Raw genomic sequence first — 14,660 nt, forward strand, 5'->3', positions numbered from 1 at the left:
TCTTCTTTCTTGTCCACCACAGTGAGGATCACCAATGTCCGCCGTGAATGCGATCCGCGGTCTTGCCGCGGCCACCGAGGCCCCTGTCGTGCCGAGTGTGACGCTCGCCGACATTCGTGCCGCGGCGGAGCGAATTCGCGGGGCCATTCTGCGCACGCCGACGATTGAGAGCCCGGCCGTCAGCCGCGCCGCCGGCACGCGCGTGATGCTCAAGCTCGACAACCTGCAGGCGACCGGCGCCTTCAAGGAACGCGGTGCCGCGAACCGTCTCGCGCTGCTGAGCGCGCACGAACGCGCCGCCGGCGTCATCGCCATGTCGGCCGGAAACCATGCGCAGGCGGTGGCGCGGCATGCGCAGCTCGCCGGCGTCGCGGCCACGATCGTGATGCCGAAATTCACCCCGGCGACGAAGGTGGTGCGCACCGAATCCTGGGGCGCGCGCGTCGTTCTCCACGGCGAGACACTGGCCGAGGCTGCCGCCCATGCGCATGACCTCGCCCGCCGCGAGGGGCTGGTGTTCATCCATCCCTATGACGATGTCGGCGTCATCGCCGGCCAGGGCACCATGGCGCTTGAGATACTCGAGGATGCGCCGGAGATCGAGGTGCTGGTCATCCCGATCGGCGGCGGCGGGCTGTGTGCCGGGGTCGCGAGCGCGGCCGCCGAACTGCGCCCCGGCATGAAGGTCTATGGCGTCGAGGTGGAAGGCTATCCCGCCATGGCGCAGCGCCTGGCGGGGCAGCCGGTCTCGGTCGGCGGGCCGACCATCGCCGAGGGCATCGCCGTGCGCGATGTGGGCGAGACGCCGCTTGGGATCCTGCGTGACCTGGACGTCGAGGTGCTACTGGTGCCCGAACGCGCGGTGGAGCAGGCCGTCGCCCTGCTCGTCGAGGGTGCCAAAGTGGTCGCCGAAGGGGCCGGCGCTGCGGCGCTGGCGGCGATCCTGACCTATCCGGAACGCTTCGCCGGCAAGGTCACCGGCACAACGGTCTGCGGCGGCAACATCGACGCGCGGGCCCTGTCCAACGTGCTGCTGCGCCAGCTGCTGCGCGACGGGAGGATCCTGCGACTGCATTTCGACATCCCCGACCGCCCCGGCGTTCTCGCCGACATCGCTGCGCGCATCTCGGATCTTGGCGGCAATGTGATCGAGGTGAAGCACCAGCAGTTGTTCGGCGCGCCGACGGTGCAGAGCACGGAACTGCATCTGATGGTGGAAGTGCGCGATCAGGCCCAGGGCGACGCCATCATCGCGGCAATGGAAGCGGCGGATTACGTGGTGCGGCGCGGGTGATGCCGGGGGACCGGAGAAGGGCTTCGCCCCCGCTCCGCACCTCACCCCACCACGAGGACCCATTGACGTTGCTATGCAACGCGCATGGGAACCCGCCAGTTAAGGACTTTGGAGACCTTGCACCTGGCGATGGGCAGGGCTGGGGTTTCACTGGTTCAGGGCGCACACCGCGCCCGGTACCAAGCGCATTACCGGGCATCGTGCCCGGAACGACTTCGTCTTGATATGACCGTCGGGCCCGGCGCCAAATCGAGGTGTCCGGAGGCCCTTAGGCCTTTGGCAGGGTGAGATTTGGAGAGGGGTGGCGCCCCTCTTCAAGGCGTTCAGCCCCCGGCTTGGCTCCCACGGCTCAGAGCCCCACCAAGCCGTCTGCGCACGCAAGGCCGAGGCTCGCGCCCCTCACCCGATCGGCACGCCCGCCGCGTCCTTCGCCGTCCGGATGGTCTGCAGCGTTTGCACCCGCTGCACGGCGGCGGCGTTTGTCAGCCGCGTGGTCAACTCGTTTTCATGTGCCGTGTCGCGCGCCACGAGGCGCAGTAGGAAATCGCCTCCGCCGCGAATCATGTGGCATTCGCGCACTTCCGGCCAGGCGGTCGCCAGCGCCTCGAAGGCGTCGAGCACGGCCAGCTTTTGCGACTCCAGCCCGACCAGGGCGAAAAAGGTGATCTCCCAGCCAAGCGAGACCGGGTCGACATCGGCGTGATAGCCGCGAATGATGCCGGCCTCCTCCAGCCGGCGCACGCGGCGCAGGCAGGGCGGCGCGGACAGATTCACCCGCCGGGCCAGCTCGACATTCGTCATCCGTCCATCCAGCTGGAGTTCGGCCAGGATGTGCCGGTCAACCGAATCGAGATCGGGATCATCTTCGCGGTTCATCGTGCCAACTCGTTTGCTTCATTGCTCAGGCGCAGCGTCTGGCGCAATATCATTGCAAGGACGCGGTCCTTCAAGGCATTGGGTTGTGACGGCGCCGGGAGTGCCTGATATCCAGAGAATTGCAACTAGGTATGGATTGCCTGCCGTGGCCGAGATTCATCGTACCCGCCTCCTGATCATCGGCGCCGGCCCGGCGGGGTATACGGCCGCGATCTATGCCGCGCGAGCCGGGCTTGAACCGCTGATCGTCGCCGGGCTGCAGCCGGGCGGGCAGCTGACCATCACCACAGATGTCGAGAACTACCCAGGTTTCGCCGAGGCGATCCAGGGCCCCTGGCTGATGGAGCAGATGCAGAAGCAGGCCGAGCATGTCGGCGCCCGGGTGCTGTTCGACATCATCACCGGCATCGACCTCTCGGCGCGGCCGTTCCGCGCCATCGGCGATTCGGGCGACAGCTTCGAAGCCGAAGCGGTGGTGATCGCCACCGGCGCCCAGGCGCGCTGGCTCGGCATTCCCGGCGAGAAGGAACTTGGCGGCTTCGGCGTTTCCGCTTGCGCAACCTGTGATGGGTTCTTCTATCGTGGAAAGGATGTCGCGGTGATTGGCGGCGGCAATTCCGCGACGGAGGAAGCGCTGTATTTGTCGAACCTTGCCCGCCACGTCACGTTGATCCATCGCCGCGACAGCCTGCGCAGTGAAAGGATCCTGCAGCAGCGGCTGTTTGCGAAGCCGAACGTGACCGTGATGTGGGATACCGTGACCGAGGCTGTGCTGGCCGACCCCTCGGGCCGCGTGCCGGTGGCCCGTGCACTGGCGCTACGTGACGCACGCACCGGCGAGCGGCGGGAGCTCGCGGTCGATGGTGTTTTCGTCGCCATCGGCCATGCGCCGGCGACCGCGCTGTTCCAGGGCCAGGTCGAGATGGATGCGGAGGGCTACATCGTGACGCGGCCGGGCACCACGCGAACCTCGATCCCTGGCGTCTTCGCCGCGGGCGATGTGCAGGACAGGATCTATCGCCAGGCCGTCACCGCGGCGGGCACCGGCTGCATGGCGGCGCTGGAGGCGGAGAAGTTCCTTGCCGCCTCGGATGCCGAGACCGAGCAAGCAGCCGCCTGATGCCGATCGACTGGGACAAGCTGCGCGTTTTCCACGCGGTCGCCGAGGCGGGCTCCTTCACCCATGCGGGAGAGACGCTGAACCTCAGCCAATCCGCCGTCTCGCGGCAGATCCAGGCGCTGGAGGAAGCGCTGACGGTGCCGCTGTTCCATCGCCATGCGCGCGGGCTGATCCTGACCGAGCAGGGGGAGACGCTGAACCGCACCGTACGGGAGGTCTTCGCCAAGCTGGCGATGACTGAGGCGCTGCTGACCGAAAGCCGAGAGCGCCCCGCCGGCCGGCTGAAAGTGACGACGACGACCGGCTTCGGCAGCGCCTGGCTGGCGCCGCGATTGCGCCGGCTGCTCGACCTGCATCCCGAGATCAGTGTGACGCTGCTGCTGGACGATTCCGACCTCGACCTCGCGATGCGCGAAGCCGATGTCGCTATCCGCATGCATCCCCCGCGGCAGCCGGACCTGATCCAGCGCCATATCGCGACCTTCGGGTGGAAGGTCTGCGGTTCGGCGGCCTATCTGAAGACGACGGGCATTCCGCAGCGTGTCGAGGAGCTCGATGCGCATCGGCTGATCGTCTATGGCGACTACCGCCCGCCGATCGACAACATCAACTGGTTGGCCGAGGCCGGGCGCCGTGCCGGCACGCCACGCCGCGCGGCGATCGAGATCAACTCGCTGCCCGGCATGCTGGGCGCGGTGCGCAGCGGGCTCGGCCTCGCTGCACTGCCCGACTACATGGAGCAGGTGGAGGACCTGGTGCAGGTGCTGCCCGAGGTGAAGGCGCCGCGCATTGAGGCCTTCTTCGTCTATCCCGAGGAGATGCGTCATTCGAAGCGCGTGGCGGTGTTCCGCGACTTCCTGATGGCGGAGTTGGTGAACGCCGGGGGCTGAGCCTACCGGCAGCGGCGATGCGCCGGGCCCGAATCGCGTCACGGGGGCTGCCACGCACATCACGCAAGGGTGAGCGCCAGCCATGCGCCTCTGGTATATCCGGGTGGTGCATATCGAGAATCACGCATGCCGATTTCGGGATTAGGATTTCTTCATCCGGCGACTAGGTCGGAAGGGGTCTTTGGATCCCTCGTCTCCCAGACGTGAAGCCTCCCTGTTGACTTAGGCCCGGTCCCCCAAGGGGTTCCGGGCCTTTCTTTTTGCGGTGCGCGAAGATACGCCATTGTGCGGCGCCGCCCGGGCAGGCGGAATTGACGATGAGTCCTGCAACTTTTACGGGCATCAAACTGCATTATTACGCATATTTTGGCGATTCGAGGCGAGGCGTGAGCAACTTGCGGTGGTCGTCGTTGGTGCGATTCTTGCTTGATGAAATCAGCGAGAAATCGACCGAAGTACCGCATCAGCGTGGGCGTCGCTCCGCCATGCCGATATCGCGACCATCGACCCTCTCGATGTGTTCTTGAATTGTTCCTAAATCCCGACCAAGCTGCATGCATGCACCCGGAGCCGCCAAGCTGGTTGGATAAAGCAACGCTGCGCCGTCTGCGCGCCTCGCCGCCGCGCGGCCGCAACACGCCGTCCAGCGATGCCGAAACCCGTGACCACCTCTGGGCGCGCTACCCCGCGCTGCCACTCACCGCCATCGAGGACGCTGCCCGCTTCCTCCATCCAGCCCCCGCTGGCGAGCGTACTTCCGGCATGCGTCTGCTCGCCAGGCGCCTCGCGCGCATCACGGCGCGCTTCCGCCCGCCGACCTGAACGCCACCGCCAGCGCCTCGCCGCCGACCAGGAGCCACCGCCATGCCCGACCGCCCCCGCTGCGCCTGGGCTTGCAAGAACCCGATCGAGCGGGACTACCACGACGCCGAATGGGGCGTGCCCGAGCGCGACCCGCGCGCGTTGTGGGAATGCCTGATGCTGGAAGGCTTCCAGGCCGGCCTCGCCTGGATCACCGTGCTGCGCAAGCGCGACGCCTTCCGCGCCGGTTTCGCCGGCTTCGACCCGCGGCAGGTCGCCCGCTTCACCGAAGCCGATATCCTCCGCCTGCTCGCCGATCCCGGCATCATCCGATCCCGCGCCAAGATCGAAGCGACCATCCGTGGCGCGCAGATCTTTCTCGAGATGCAGGCGTCCGGCGAGGACTTCGCAGACTACTGCTGGTCCTTTACCGATGGCGCGGTGCGGCACGGTGACGGCCGGACGCAGGCGCTCTCGGCCGAGCTTGCCGAGCGCGTCTCGAAGGATCTCAAGCGCCGCGGCTTCAAATTTGTCGGGCCGACCATCGTGCAGGCCTGGCTGCAAGCGGTCGGCATCGTCAACGACCATGCGCTGGGTTGCTTCTGCCGCGACGTGACCAGCCAGGGACCACACCTCGCCACCGGCTGACCGCGCCACCGCCGCGACGGCAGACAAAACTTGACGCGGCGGGTCCGCCTCGTCTGCCATGCCTCCAAGCCCGGCCCGACCGGGCGTTTGGGGAGAAGACAAATGGACCAGGATCACCGCCGCATGGCGACGCCCCGGCGCGCCATGCTCATGCTCGGTGCGGCTGCCCTCGGCACGCCCGCGCTCGCGCAGCCGGCCTGGCCCACCGGTCCGGTCCGCTACATCGCGATCTTCCCGCCCGGCGCCTCCACCGACCAGTTGTCGCGCATCTGGTGCAACCGGATGACGGAGATCACCGGCCAATCCTTCGTCGTCGAGAACCGCTCTGGCTCGGGCGGCAACATCGGCACCGAAGTGATCGCGCGCGCCGCGCCGGACGGCACCACGATCGGCCTTGGCTCGGTCTCCTCGCTGTCGATCGCGCCGACGCTGTACCGGCGCCTCGCCTTCGACGTGATGCGGGACTTCACCTATGTCTGCGGCCTGTGGCAATTGCCCAACCTGCTCGTGGTGCGCCCCGACCTGCCGGCACAGACGGTACCTGAACTTGTCGAGCTGTGCCGCGCCGACCCTGGTCGGTATTCGTTCGGCAGTTCGGGCGCCGGCACCACGCTGCACATCGCCGGAGAGATGTTCAAGCAGCTTGCCGGCGTAAACATCCTGCACGTGCCCTATCGCGGCGGCGCGCCGGCCTATGCCGACCTGCTGGGTGGCCGGCTCGACATGATCTTCGGCAATATCCCCGAGGCGCTGCGCCTGTCGCGCGAAGGCAAGCTGCGCCCGCTCGGCGTAACGGGCGCCACCCGCAGCCCGCAAGCGCCCGAGGTGCCGACCATGGCCGAGTTCCTGCCGGGCTTCGAGATCAATTCCTGGGGCAGCGTGATCGCGCCGGCCGGCCTGCCGCCTGCCATGGTCACCCGCATGGCCGAGCTGGGTCGCGCGGCGGTCGAAAGCCCACCCGTGCGCGACCGCTACGAGACCGCCGGCGCGACCGCCTGGTGGGTCGGGCCGGAAGGCCTCGCCGATTTCCGCCGCGAGAACGAAATGCGATTCGCGCCTCTGATCCGCGCGTCTGGTGCCGTCGTGGAATGACGCCACGCCCTTGACGCTGGCCGGTGCGGCATCGTGACATGTCGCTCATCCGGTCCCGAGAACCGGCAGGGAGAGACATTCCATGACGTCACTATCACGCCGCGCACTGCTCGCGGGCGCTGGGCTTGCGCTCGCGACACCGGCAGTCAGCCAGTCTATCTGGCCGAACACCACCATCCGCTTCATCGGCATCTTCCCGCCCGGCGGCGGCACCGACATCCTCTCCCGCCTGTGGTGCGCCAAGATGGGTGAGATCACCGGCCAGCAATTCGTCGTCGAGAACCGCTCCGGCAGCGCCGGCAATGTCGGCACCGAGGCGATCGCCCGCGCCCCGGCGGATGGCAACACCATCGGCCTCGCTTCGGTCTCCTCGCTTTCCATCGCGCCGACGCTCTATGCACGCCTGCCCTTTGATGTGCGGCGTGACTTCACCTTCGTCTCCGGACTGTGGCAGTTGCCGAACCTGCTGATCGTCAACAACGACCTGCCGGCGCACACCGTCCCCGAACTCATCGCGCTGCTGCGTGCCAATCCCGGCAAGTACACCTATGCCTCCTCGGGTTCCGGCACGACCGTTCATCTGTCGGGGGAGATGTTCAAGCACCTCGCCGGGCTCGACATCCTGCATGTGCCCTATCGCGGCGGCGCGCCGGCGCATGTCGACCTGATCGGCGGGCGCGTGCACATGATCTTCGACAACATCCCGCAGGGCCTTGCCGAGGCGCGCGCCGGCCAAGTGCGGGCCCTGGCGGTGACCGGCGCCGAGCGCAGCCCGATGGCCCCCGAAATCCCGACCATGGCGGAATTCCTGCCCGGCTTCGAGATCACCTCCTGGGGTGGCGTGTTGGCGCCGGCCGGCGTCCCGGCCCCGATCGTCCAGCGCATGAACGCGCTGACCAAGCAGGCGCTGGAAAGCCCGGACCTGATGCAGCGTTTCCGCGAAAACGGCGCGACACCGTGGTGGACGACACCGGAGGGGCTCGCGGATTTCCGTGCGGCGAATGAGGCGGCCTTCGCGCCGCTGATCCGCGCGTCGGGCGCGCGGGTGGACTGAGCGGGCTGACTGGAGGGGCAAATCCCCTCCAGTCCGACTACCGCACCGCCGGCAGCGCGTTGATGCCCAGGCTCCGTGCCGCCTCGACCAAATTCCTCCACGTCGTCGTATCGACCGGGATGCCGCCGGCGAGGCGCGTTGCCTTGGTGATGCGCTCCTTCTCCCCGGCCACCAGCACCGGGTAATCCGGGTCCGCGGCGGGCGAGGCCTTCACATCGGCGATCACGGCCGCAAGTTCCGCGCGGAATGCAGAGACGTCGCCAAAGCGCGCCGGGTCGAGCACGAAGGCGAGCCAGGAATTGACAATGCCGCGCTCGCGCATCTCCGGCCGCCAGGCGGTCGCGCCACCCAGCAGCGCGCCGGCCAGGATCTCGCAGACGAGCGCCAAGCCGTAACCCTTGTGCGCGCCAAAGGACAACAGCGCGCCGCGCGGATTGTCACGATACAGCACGCCGGGGTCGGTGGTGGGCTGGCCCTTCGCATCGACCAGCGCGCCTTCGGGCACCGGCCGGCCTGCATTGAACGCCACCCGGCATTTGCCGAGCGCGATCGCCGAGGTCGCGAAATCCAGCACCAGCGGCTGCCCGCCCGCCTCGGCCGGCGGGATGGTGACGCAGACCGGGTTGGTCGACAGCCTGCCGTCCGACCCGCCGAAGGGGGCGACCGAAGGCGGCCCGGACACGCCATTGACGAAGTGGACGGAGATCATCCCCGCTCGCGCCGCCTGCTCGCCATAGGTGCCGACACGGCCGATGTGATGGACGTTGCGCAGCCCCATCACCGCATGGCCGTGCTGGCGGGCAGCCTCGATCGCCCAGTCCATCGCTTGGCGGCCGACATGCTGGCCGAAGCCCATATTGCCGTCGAACAGCGCGAGCGAGGCTTCCTGCCGCACCGGCGTCGGCGTGACATCCGGGTGCAGCTTGCCTTCGCGCACATGCTGCACGTAGCGCGGCAGCAGCATGATGCCGTGGCTGTCATGCCCTTGCAGATTGGCTTCCAGCAGATGGGCGGAAACTTCCTCCGCCTCCTGCCGGCTGCTGCCGGTCGCACCCACGATGGCACGCAGGAAGTCGCCGAGGGCCTGCGCCTCGACGTGGACGGTATCGGCTTCGGTCATGATTCCTTCCAGGGCCGGCGCTGCCAAAGCCCGCGCAGGCTGGTCTCGAGCGTCGCGACATCGTTGCGGAAGTCGGCGCCGATGCGCGGAGCGAGCGGCAGGCCGAGACGCTGGGCCTCCCGCACGAAATCGGTGTCCGACAAGGCGGCGCGGAAGGCCTCTTCCAGCTTGCCGGCGATCTCGGCCGGCAGGCCCGGCGGGCCGACAATGCCACGTGTGGCGCCGCTGATGAGGTCGATGCCCTGCTCCTTGAAGGTCGGCACATCCGGCGTGCCGGACCAGCGCGTCGCCGCCGCCTGCCCCAGGCCGCGGATGCGACCGGCCTGCAGCAGCGCGAGGCCTTCGCTCATGTTGAAGGCGCCGAGCTGCAAATGCCCGCCGACCAACGCGGTGGACAGCGGCGCCATGCCGTTGAACGGCACATGGGTCATCGGCGGCAGGCTCAGCTTGTCCTCAAGGCCCAGCACCAGCAGATGGTCATCCGAGCCGATACCCGTGGTGCCATAGCTGAGCCGCCCGGGATTAGCCTTGGCCGCCGCGACCAGGTCCGCCAGCGTCCGCAGCGGCGAATCGGCGCCGACGAACAACCCGCCTGGATCGTCGACGACATTGGCGATGAAGGTGAATTCCATCGGCCGGTAGCGCACCGTGCGCTCCATCGGATAAGTGATCATCGCCGGCACCGACGTCGCCGCCAGGGTGAAGCCGTCGGGCGCGGCATTGAACACCGCTTCCCAGCCGAGCTGCCCGCCCGCGCCCGCGCGGTTGACCACGACGAAGCGCGCGCCGGGCAGGCGGTTCTGCACCACCGGCAGCACCATGCGCGCCATGGTGTCGACGCCGCCGCCGGGGGGATAGGGCACGATCACTTCGATGGGCCGGTCGGCCGGCCAAGCGGCCTGGGCAATGCGCGGCAGGGCGAGGGCACCGGCAGCGGCGAGCGTGCCGAGGGCGGCGCGACGGGTGGTCATGGTGTTTCCTCCGGGTTTCCCGATTGTTATGAGACTGGCCGATGGCGCCCGTCGCGTCCATCCACGCAGGCGTTGGCATGTCGCCCGCCGCCGGCCCGGTCTATGCTGCGCCTGCACGTCAGTCAGGATCAGGCCCCCATGGCCATCGCCAAGACCTCGCGCCGTTCCCTGTTCGCCCTTGCCGCCGCCGGCGGACTGCAGGGTTGTGCCGCGCTCGAACGCGGCCCCGCCGTTCCACGAGCCCGCACCAGCGACGCCACGGTGCTGGGCCTGCCGAACGAGCGCTTCCTGGTGCTGTCCCGTGCCGGCCTGGCCGCGATGGATGCCGAGTTCGTCGCCGCGGGTGAACGCACGCGGCGCCGCCTGGCCCTGCGTCCCGGCGTGCCGCTGCCGCCGATCAATCTGCTCGCCGTCTCCGGCGGTGGGGAGAACGGGGCCTTCGGCGCCGGCCTGCTCTGCGGCTGGACCGAGAACGGCACGCGCCCGGTCTTCAATCTGGTCACCGGCGTCAGCACGGGGGCGCTGACGGCGCCCTTCGCCTATCTCGGCCCCGCCTATGACGCAAAGCTGCGCAGCGTCTATACGGAGCTGTCGCCGGCCGACATTCTCGAAAGCCGCAGCCTGCTGCATGCGGCCCTCTTCGCCGACGGGCTCGCCGACACCTCCCCGCTGTTCCGCACCATTTCGCGCGTCATCGACGAGGCCATGCTCGCCGACCTCGCCCGCGCCCATCAGGAAGGCCGGCTGCTGTTGATCGGCACGACCAATCTCGATGCGCAGATCCCGGTCATCTGGAACATCGGCGCCATCGCCGCCAGCGGCGACGCCCGCGCGCCGGACCTCATCCGCCGCGTGCTGCTCGCCTCCGCCTCCATCCCCGGCGCCTTTCCGCCGGTGATGTTCGACGTGACGGTGGATGGCGAAGCGAAGCAGGAAATGCATGTGGATGGCGGCGCCTTCGCGCAGGCCTTCCTGTATCCCGCCGCCCTCGGCGAGCAGCGGCGCGCGCGCATCCGCCAGGGCACCGCCGCTCGGCAGGCCGAGGCCTACATCATCCGCAATGCGCGGCTCGACCCCGACTGGGCCACGGTGGAGCGTCGCACGCTGGGCATCGCCGGTCGCGCCATCTCCACCATGATCACCACCAGCGGTTACAATGATATCGGGCGGATGTGGGCCAACACCCAGCGTGACGGGATCGGCTACAACCTCGCCTTCATCGGCTCGGACTTCACCGAGGAACTGCCCTCCCCTTTCGACCAGACCTATATGCGGGTCCTGTTCAACTACGGCCTCGCGGCGGGGCGGCGCGGCTATGACTGGGCGCATCGCCCGCCCTTCTGAGCATGGCGTCGGCTGCCGGCGTACCGGGTGGAGCCTTCGGCCAGGCGGCGGCGGCGCAAATGCCCGCGCGGCGCGGCGGCCTGCCACGGCATCCGAACGGGGTCGTGCCGCGTCGTCCTGGTGTACGGAATCCGATCCGCCTCGTTGACGATCGGGACGCCATGACCGGTTCAGGTGATGTCACCGGATCGGGAACTGCCTTAACCTGGACGCCATGCATGAAGCAGAATGCTGGCTCAGGCTGGCCCGGCGCGCTGTCCTGGCAGGTGGCATGTTCTCGTTGGCCGGCTGCGCCATCCCGCGGCGGGTCGATCCGGTGCCGGCCGCGCGCGTGCGCAATGCCCAGGTGCTCGGCGTGCCCAATGAACGCTTCTGCGTCACCGATCCGCACGACGTTCCGCGCATCGTCGAGGAATTCAACGAGGCCGGGCGCCGCCAGCGCCGGCGTTTCGGCCTCGGCCCGCGCGACCGGCTGCCGGACGGGCACATCATCGCCTTCTCCGGCGGCGGGGATGACGGGGCGTTCGGGGCCGGACTCGCCTGCGGCTGGACCGAGCACGGCGATCGGCCCGAATTCACCCTGGCGACGGGCACCAGCACCGGCGCGCTGACCGCGCCGATGGTCTTCGTCGGGCCGCGGCGCGACCCGCAGCTGCGCGCCGCCTATACCGAGATCACCGCGGCCGATGTGCTGACCAGCCGCGGACTGCTCGCCGCGCTGGTCGACGATGCCCTGGCCGACAGCGCGCCGCTCGCCCGCACCATCGCACGGTTCATGGACGACGCCCTGCTCGCCGAGATCGCCGAGGGCTATCGCGGCGGGCGGCAGCTCATCATCAACACCACCAATCTCGATGCGCAGCGGCCGGTCGGCTGGAATATCGGCGCCATCGCCGCCAGCGGGCATCCGCGCGCGCTCGAGCTCACGCGCCAGGTACTGCTCGCCTCGGCCTCGGTGCCCGCCGTGTTTCCGCCGGTGATGATCGATGTGACGGTCGACGGCCGGCCCTTCCAGGAAATGCATGTGGATGGCGGCACCTATGCGCAGGCCTTCCTCTATCCGCCCGCCCTCGGCGAAAGCCGTGCCGAACGCATCCGCGCGGGCCTGACGCCGCCGGCCGTGACCGCCTATATCGTGCGCAACGGGCGGCTGACCCAGAGCGGCGGGCCGGTTCCGCGGCGCGCCTTCACGATTGCCGAGCGGGCCATCTCGACACTGCTCGGTGCCTCGGGCGTCAACGACATCTTTCGCATCCAGGCAGCGACGCAGCGGCACGACATTGGGTTCCGCCTCGCCAATATCGATGACGACTTCACGACGACGGCAGCCGAATCCTTCGACCAGGACTATCTGCGCGCGCTGTTCGACTACGGCTACGGCAAGGCGCGGCAAGGTTATCCGTGGAAGCACACGCTGCCACCCTGACCAGCCCGGAAAGGCAATCTCAACCCTGCCGACGCCAGCCTGTGCCATGCCCGTTGCCAAGGACTGCTTCGCCGCCTGCGCTGCAACCGTGATGACGGCGCATGGCGGGTTCAGGCTGCGCGATCCGCTGCTTGACGGGCCGGCCGCGCATGGCATCGGGCTTGGGCTGCTCTCCGTCTGGATAGGCGGTCCGGCCGATGCCCCGGCGCTGCGCGCCCTGGGGCGTGACGAGGCGGGGCGCATCCTGCGGGCGATGGTCTGGGCGCCGCTGGGTGCGAGTGCACTGCCGCCAGGCCCGGACCTCGCCTTGTTCGACTATGCGGTGGAGGCCGGGACGCTGCAGGCCCTGACGGACCTGCAGGTGGAACTCGGCGTCGAGGCGACCGGCGCGCCCGATGCAGCAACCCTTGCCGCGGCCCGGATGCGCGAGCCCGCCGCACTGGCCCATGCCATCGCCGCCGCCCATGCCGCCTGGCGCGAAACGCGAGGCCTGCCGGCCGCGACATCAGGCCGGGCCCGTCGCATCGCATCGGCCCGAAGGGACCTCACGCCCGTCTGCTGAGCAGGCCGGCCGCGCCCCTCTTGGCAGACGGCTCTCGGGCGGCCAGCCTATCCCCGAGAAGAACTTGGGAGATGATCGCTGATGCGGCTGGACCGAACCTGCCTGCCTGCGGATATGGCGCGTGGCACCTTCGCCGCCCGCATCATGACGCCGGACGGGCCCTGCGTCGTCGGCCTGATCGGCGGCGCCGCCTTCGACATGACGCCCATGTGGGGCACCATGTCCCGCTGGATGGAGGCGGAGACGCCCACCGCCTGCATCCGCACCCGCGGCGTACCAATGGCGCTCGACCTCGACGCGCTGCTGGCCAATTCGGCGCATGACGCGCGCGACCCGGCCAAGCCCTGGCTGCTCGCGCCGATCGACCTGCAGGCGGTGAAGGCCGCCGGCGTCACCTATGTCCGCTCCATGCTGGAACGCGTCATCGAGGAGCGCTGCCGTGGCGATGCCTCGCTCGCCGCCGCTGTGCGGGTCGAGGTGCGCGAGATCATCGGCGATGACCTGGCCGCCCTGGTGCCCGGCAGCGCCGAGGCGATGCGCGTCAAGGCCGCGCTGGTCGAGAAGGGCTGGTGGAGCCAATACCTTGAAGTCGGCATTGGCCCGGATGCCGAGATCTTCACCAAATGCGCCCCGATGGCCGCGGTCGGCACCGGGTCGAAGGTCGGCGTCCACCCCAATTCGCAATGGTCCAACCCGGAACCCGAGGCGGTGATGGTGGTGAACAGCCGCGGCCGCATCCAGGGGGTGACGCTCGGCAATGACGTGAACCTGCGTGACGTGGAAGGGCGCAGCGCGCTGTTGCTGGGCCGGGCGAAGGACAACAACGCCTCGGCCGCCCTCGGGCCGATGATCCGCCTGTTCGATGAGGAGTTCACACTGGAGGATGTGCGCCAGGCCGAGATCACCCTGACCATCAGCGGACGCGACGGCTTCGCGCTTGATGAGCGCGGCGCGGTCGGCTCGATCAGCCGCGACCCCACCGACATCGTCGGGCAGATGATCGGTGCGCACCACCAATACCCGGATGGGGCGGTGCTGTATCTCGGCACGCCCTTCTCGCCGTCGAAGGATCGCGGCGCGGCGGGGATGGGGTTCACCCACCAGGAAGGCGATGTGGTGCGGGTATCGTCGCCCCAGCTCGGCGCGCTGGTCAATGAGGTGGACCGGACGGATGAATGCCCGCCCTGGGTGTTCGGGACCGGCGCTCTGTTTGCCTCGCTGACGCGGCGCGGGCTGCCTCGGGCGTGACGGGCGGGACAGCGGAGAGGGGCGTCGCCTCTCTCCGGACCTCACCCCACCAAAGGCCGGGGGGCCTTTGGAAGCCGATACCTGGTGCCGGGCAGAGCAGGCAGCACACGTTGCAGGGGCATCAGCCCTGCCCGCTGCCTGGCGATCTTCCTGGCGCCACGCAGGGATCGTCCTCCGCCATGCTGGCCAGCCCGGCGCGCCCATCGCCCATTCA

Annotated in this window: 14 protein-coding genes; 11 read left to right on the plus strand and 3 right to left on the minus strand. The window is 68.9% G+C overall.

The features are described 5' to 3' along the window. Positions 1-34: 34 nt before the first annotated feature. Positions 35-1,294, plus strand: coding sequence for a threonine ammonia-lyase (locus IEY36_RS05340; protein WP_188965878.1), 1,260 nt, complete (start codon positions 35-37; stop codon positions 1,292-1,294). A 399-nt stretch (positions 1,295-1,693) separates the two neighbouring features. Here IEY36_RS05340 and IEY36_RS05345 read toward each other — a convergent pair whose 3' ends face one another. Continuing rightward, positions 1,694-2,170 carry an Lrp/AsnC family transcriptional regulator gene (locus tag IEY36_RS05345; protein ID WP_188965879.1) on the minus strand — a complete coding sequence of 159 codons (477 nt, stop codon included), beginning with the start codon at positions 2,168-2,170 and terminating at the stop codon, positions 1,694-1,696. A 145-nt stretch (positions 2,171-2,315) separates the two neighbouring features. Here IEY36_RS05345 and trxB point away from each other — a divergent pair, with 145 nt between their 5' ends. The 6 genes from trxB to IEY36_RS05375 all read left to right on the plus strand — a co-directional run bounded on the left by trxB (position 2,316) and on the right by IEY36_RS05375 (position 7,775). Further along, entirely contained in the window at positions 2,316-3,290 is a 975-nt protein-coding gene (gene trxB, locus IEY36_RS05350; RefSeq protein ID WP_188965880.1) for a thioredoxin-disulfide reductase, read from the plus strand. Further along, positions 3,290-4,180, plus strand: a complete 891-nt coding sequence (locus IEY36_RS05355) for a LysR family transcriptional regulator (protein WP_188965881.1) — start codon at positions 3,290-3,292, stop codon at positions 4,178-4,180. The genes trxB and IEY36_RS05355 overlap by 1 nt, the downstream gene beginning before the upstream one ends. A gap of 582 nt (positions 4,181-4,762) precedes the next feature. Further along, positions 4,763-5,002 (plus strand): hypothetical protein, encoded by a 240-nt coding sequence (locus IEY36_RS05360; RefSeq protein WP_188965882.1) that lies wholly within the window; start codon positions 4,763-4,765, stop codon positions 5,000-5,002. 42 nt (positions 5,003-5,044) lie between these two features. Beyond that, entirely contained in the window at positions 5,045-5,629 is a 585-nt protein-coding gene (locus tag IEY36_RS05365) for a DNA-3-methyladenine glycosylase I (RefSeq protein ID WP_188965883.1), read from the plus strand. A 102-nt stretch (positions 5,630-5,731) separates the two neighbouring features. Further along, positions 5,732-6,721, plus strand: a complete 990-nt coding sequence (locus IEY36_RS05370; RefSeq protein WP_188965884.1) for a Bug family tripartite tricarboxylate transporter substrate binding protein — start codon at positions 5,732-5,734, stop codon at positions 6,719-6,721. Positions 6,722-6,803: 82 nt separating this feature from the next. After that, the gene (locus IEY36_RS05375) at positions 6,804-7,775 is read left to right on the plus strand and encodes a Bug family tripartite tricarboxylate transporter substrate binding protein (RefSeq protein ID WP_188965885.1); all 972 of its coding nucleotides are present in this window, start codon (positions 6,804-6,806) and stop codon (positions 7,773-7,775) included. 37 nt (positions 7,776-7,812) lie between these two features. On the opposite strand, the gene IEY36_RS05380 is transcribed toward IEY36_RS05375, so the two are convergent. Both IEY36_RS05380 and IEY36_RS05385 read right to left on the minus strand, forming a co-directional pair. Further along, positions 7,813-8,895, minus strand: coding sequence for a malate/lactate/ureidoglycolate dehydrogenase (locus tag IEY36_RS05380; RefSeq protein ID WP_188965886.1), 1,083 nt, complete (start codon positions 8,893-8,895; stop codon positions 7,813-7,815). After that, the gene (locus tag IEY36_RS05385; protein WP_188965887.1) at positions 8,892-9,866 is read right to left on the minus strand and encodes a Bug family tripartite tricarboxylate transporter substrate binding protein; all 975 of its coding nucleotides are present in this window, start codon (positions 9,864-9,866) and stop codon (positions 8,892-8,894) included. The genes IEY36_RS05380 and IEY36_RS05385 overlap by 4 nt, the downstream gene beginning before the upstream one ends. Positions 9,867-10,004: 138 nt before the next feature. Here IEY36_RS05385 and IEY36_RS05390 point away from each other — a divergent pair, with 138 nt between their 5' ends. The 4 genes from IEY36_RS05390 to IEY36_RS05405 all read left to right on the plus strand — a co-directional run bounded on the left by IEY36_RS05390 (position 10,005) and on the right by IEY36_RS05405 (position 14,446). Next, positions 10,005-11,210: a patatin-like phospholipase family protein gene (locus IEY36_RS05390; protein WP_188965888.1), complete on the plus strand. Its 1,206-nt coding sequence runs from the start codon at positions 10,005-10,007 to the stop codon at positions 11,208-11,210. 271 nt (positions 11,211-11,481) lie between these two features. Beyond that, positions 11,482-12,636 (plus strand): patatin-like phospholipase family protein, encoded by a 1,155-nt coding sequence (locus tag IEY36_RS05395; RefSeq protein WP_188965889.1) that lies wholly within the window; start codon positions 11,482-11,484, stop codon positions 12,634-12,636. Positions 12,637-12,682: 46 nt separating this feature from the next. Further along, positions 12,683-13,198, plus strand: a complete 516-nt coding sequence (locus tag IEY36_RS05400; protein ID WP_188965890.1) for a glycosyl hydrolase 108 family protein — start codon at positions 12,683-12,685, stop codon at positions 13,196-13,198. Positions 13,199-13,279: 81 nt separating this feature from the next. Next, the gene (locus IEY36_RS05405) at positions 13,280-14,446 is read left to right on the plus strand and encodes a fumarylacetoacetate hydrolase family protein (RefSeq protein WP_188965891.1); all 1,167 of its coding nucleotides are present in this window, start codon (positions 13,280-13,282) and stop codon (positions 14,444-14,446) included. Positions 14,447-14,660: the final 214 nt, after the last annotated feature.

Source organism: Neoroseomonas lacus, assembly GCF_014644535.1.
GTDB classification, from domain to species: Bacteria; Pseudomonadota; Alphaproteobacteria; order Acetobacterales; family Acetobacteraceae; genus Neoroseomonas; species Neoroseomonas lacus.

What these genes read in the sequence shown, in the direction of transcription:
- IEY36_RS05340 (WP_188965878.1), top strand. Translation starts at nt 35, where the DNA reads ATGTCCGCCGTGAATGCGATCCGCGGTCTTGCCGCGGCCACCGAGGCC.
- IEY36_RS05345 (WP_188965879.1), bottom strand. Translation starts at nt 2,170, where the DNA reads ATGAACCGCGAAGATGATCCCGATCTCGATTCGGTTGACCGGCACATC.
- IEY36_RS05355 (WP_188965881.1), top strand. Translation starts at nt 3,290, where the DNA reads ATGCCGATCGACTGGGACAAGCTGCGCGTTTTCCACGCGGTCGCCGAG.
- IEY36_RS05365 (WP_188965883.1), top strand. Translation starts at nt 5,045, where the DNA reads ATGCCCGACCGCCCCCGCTGCGCCTGGGCTTGCAAGAACCCGATCGAG.
- IEY36_RS05370 (WP_188965884.1), top strand. Translation starts at nt 5,732, where the DNA reads ATGGACCAGGATCACCGCCGCATGGCGACGCCCCGGCGCGCCATGCTC.
- IEY36_RS05375 (WP_188965885.1), top strand. Translation starts at nt 6,804, where the DNA reads ATGACGTCACTATCACGCCGCGCACTGCTCGCGGGCGCTGGGCTTGCG.
- IEY36_RS05380 (WP_188965886.1), bottom strand. Translation starts at nt 8,895, where the DNA reads ATGACCGAAGCCGATACCGTCCACGTCGAGGCGCAGGCCCTCGGCGAC.
- IEY36_RS05385 (WP_188965887.1), bottom strand. Translation starts at nt 9,866, where the DNA reads ATGACCACCCGTCGCGCCGCCCTCGGCACGCTCGCCGCTGCCGGTGCC.
- IEY36_RS05390 (WP_188965888.1), top strand. Translation starts at nt 10,005, where the DNA reads ATGGCCATCGCCAAGACCTCGCGCCGTTCCCTGTTCGCCCTTGCCGCC.
- IEY36_RS05395 (WP_188965889.1), top strand. Translation starts at nt 11,482, where the DNA reads ATGTTCTCGTTGGCCGGCTGCGCCATCCCGCGGCGGGTCGATCCGGTG.
- IEY36_RS05400 (WP_188965890.1), top strand. Translation starts at nt 12,683, where the DNA reads ATGCCCGTTGCCAAGGACTGCTTCGCCGCCTGCGCTGCAACCGTGATG.
- IEY36_RS05405 (WP_188965891.1), top strand. Translation starts at nt 13,280, where the DNA reads ATGCGGCTGGACCGAACCTGCCTGCCTGCGGATATGGCGCGTGGCACC.